The following is a 2,701-nucleotide window of genomic DNA, read 5'->3' on the forward strand; positions in this document are numbered from 1 at the left end:
GAAACACCGAAGGGAAGCGCCCGGAGGAAAGCCCGAGAGGGTGAGTACGAAGGAAGCGTCCGTTCCTTGAGAACTCAACAGCGTGCCAAAAGTCAACGCCAGATATGTTGATACCCCGTCTCCGGGCCGGTGAATGGCCTGGGACGAGGTTCCTTTGAAGAAACACACACAGCGAGGACGCTGTGAACATGTCGGGACTATTCCTCCCGGCGTGTTCCGCTCAACGCGAGTGTCACCCCGATGACGGGGAAAGCATTCACGGAGAGTTTGATCCTGGCTCAGGACGAACGCTGGCGGCGTGCTTAACACATGCAAGTCGAACGATGAACCCGCTTCGGTGGGGGATTAGTGGCGAACGGGTGAGTAACACGTGGGCAATCTGCCCTGCACTCTGGGACAAGCCCTGGAAACGGGGTCTAATACCGGATATGACGCGTGACCGCATGGTCTGCGCGTGGAAAGCTCCGGCGGTGCAGGATGAGCCCGCGGCCTATCAGCTTGTTGGTGGGGTAATGGCCTACCAAGGCGACGACGGGTAGCCGGCCTGAGAGGGCGACCGGCCACACTGGGACTGAGACACGGCCCAGACTCCTACGGGAGGCAGCAGTGGGGAATATTGCACAATGGGCGAAAGCCTGATGCAGCGACGCCGCGTGAGGGATGACGGCCTTCGGGTTGTAAACCTCTTTCAGCAGGGAAGAAGCGCAAGTGACGGTACCTGCAGAAGAAGCGCCGGCTAACTACGTGCCAGCAGCCGCGGTAATACGTAGGGCGCGAGCGTTGTCCGGAATTATTGGGCGTAAAGAGCTCGTAGGCGGCTTGTCACGTCGGATGTGAAAGCCCGGGGCTTAACCCCGGGTCTGCATTCGATACGGGCAGGCTAGAGTTCGGTAGGGGAGATCGGAATTCCTGGTGTAGCGGTGAAATGCGCAGATATCAGGAGGAACACCGGTGGCGAAGGCGGATCTCTGGGCCGATACTGACGCTGAGGAGCGAAAGCGTGGGGAGCGAACAGGATTAGATACCCTGGTAGTCCACGCCGTAAACGTTGGGAACTAGGTGTGGGCGACATTCCACGTTGTCCGTGCCGCAGCTAACGCATTAAGTTCCCCGCCTGGGGAGTACGGCCGCAAGGCTAAAACTCAAAGGAATTGACGGGGGCCCGCACAAGCGGCGGAGCATGTGGCTTAATTCGACGCAACGCGAAGAACCTTACCAAGGCTTGACATACGCCGGAAAGCATCAGAGATGGTGCCCCCCTTGTGGTCGGTGTACAGGTGGTGCATGGCTGTCGTCAGCTCGTGTCGTGAGATGTTGGGTTAAGTCCCGCAACGAGCGCAACCCTTGTTCTGTGTTGCCAGCATGCCCTTCGGGGTGATGGGGACTCACAGGAGACTGCCGGGGTCAACTCGGAGGAAGGTGGGGACGACGTCAAGTCATCATGCCCCTTATGTCTTGGGCTGCACACGTGCTACAATGGCCGGTACAAAGAGCTGCGATACCGCGAGGTGGAGCGAATCTCAAAAAGCCGGTCTCAGTTCGGATTGGGGTCTGCAACTCGACCCCATGAAGTCGGAGTCGCTAGTAATCGCAGATCAGCATTGCTGCGGTGAATACGTTCCCGGGCCTTGTACACACCGCCCGTCACGTCACGAAAGTCGGTAACACCCGAAGCCGGTGGCCCAACCCCTTGTGGGAGGGAGTCGTCGAAGGTGGGACTGGCGATTGGGACGAAGTCGTAACAAGGTAGCCGTACCGGAAGGTGCGGCTGGATCACCTCCTTTCTAAGGAGCACATGGCCGACTGCGAGCGAATGTCTCGCACGGTTAGCTCATGGGTGGAACGTTGACTATTCGGCACTCTTGGTTCGGTTGGTTCGCTAGTACTGCTTCGGCGTGGAACGTGGATGGGATCGGCTGAGGGTGTCGGGCGCGCTGTTGGGTGTCTGAGGGTACGAGCGTGAGCTTGTGCCTTCGGTACGCCGGCCCCGGTGTACTCCACTGTTGAAGTGGGGGTGACGGGTGGCTGGTCGTTGCTTGAGAACTGCACAGTGGACGCGAGCATCTGTGGCCAAGTTTTTAAGGGCGCACGGTGGATGCCTTGGCACCAGGAACCGATGAAGGACGTGGGAGGCCGCGATAGGCCCCGGGGAGCTGTCAACCGAGCTTTGATCCGGGGGTGTCCGAATGGGGAAACCCGGCAGTCGTCATGGGCTGTCACCCGCTGCTGAACACATAGGCAGTGTGGAGGGAACGCGGGGAAGTGAAACATCTCAGTACCCGCAGGAAGAGAAAACAACCGTGATTCCGGGAGTAGTGGCGAGCGAAACTGGATGAGGCTAAACCGTATGTGTGTGATACCCGGCAGGGGTTGCGCATGCGGGGTTGTGGGAGTGCTTTTGATCGGTCTGCCGGCCGGTCGGCGAGTCAGAAACCGTATGGATAGGCGAAGGGCATGCGAAAGGCCCGGCGTAGAGGGTAAGACCCCCGTAGCTGAAATCTGTACGGCTCGTTGGAGTGCCACCCAAGTAGCACGGGGCCCGAGAAATCCCGTGTGAATCTGGCGGGACCACCCGCTAAGCCTAAATATTCCCTGGTGACCGATAGCGGATAGTACCGTGAGGGAATGGTGAAAAGTACCGCGGGAGCGGAGTGAAATAGTACCTGAAACCGTGTGCCTACAAGCCGTGGGAGCGTCGGGA

At 59.2% G+C, this 2,701-nt stretch carries 2 rRNA genes (1 of these 2 cut by a window edge); both read left to right on the forward strand.

Annotated features, from left to right (window positions below):
* The first annotated feature begins 255 nt into the window (after nucleotides 1-255).
* Nucleotides 256-1,784: ribosomal RNA gene (locus ACH4B3_RS34135) — 16S ribosomal RNA — on the forward strand.
* Between the two features lie 284 nt (nucleotides 1,785-2,068).
* Nucleotides 2,069-2,701, forward strand: a 23S ribosomal RNA gene (locus ACH4B3_RS34140); its annotated part runs 1,808 nt beyond the window's last position; the annotation flags it as partial.

Origin of the sequence: Streptomyces sp. NPDC018031, from assembly GCF_044327625.1 — a bacterium.
GTDB lineage: Bacteria > Actinomycetota > Actinomycetes > Streptomycetales > Streptomycetaceae > Streptomyces.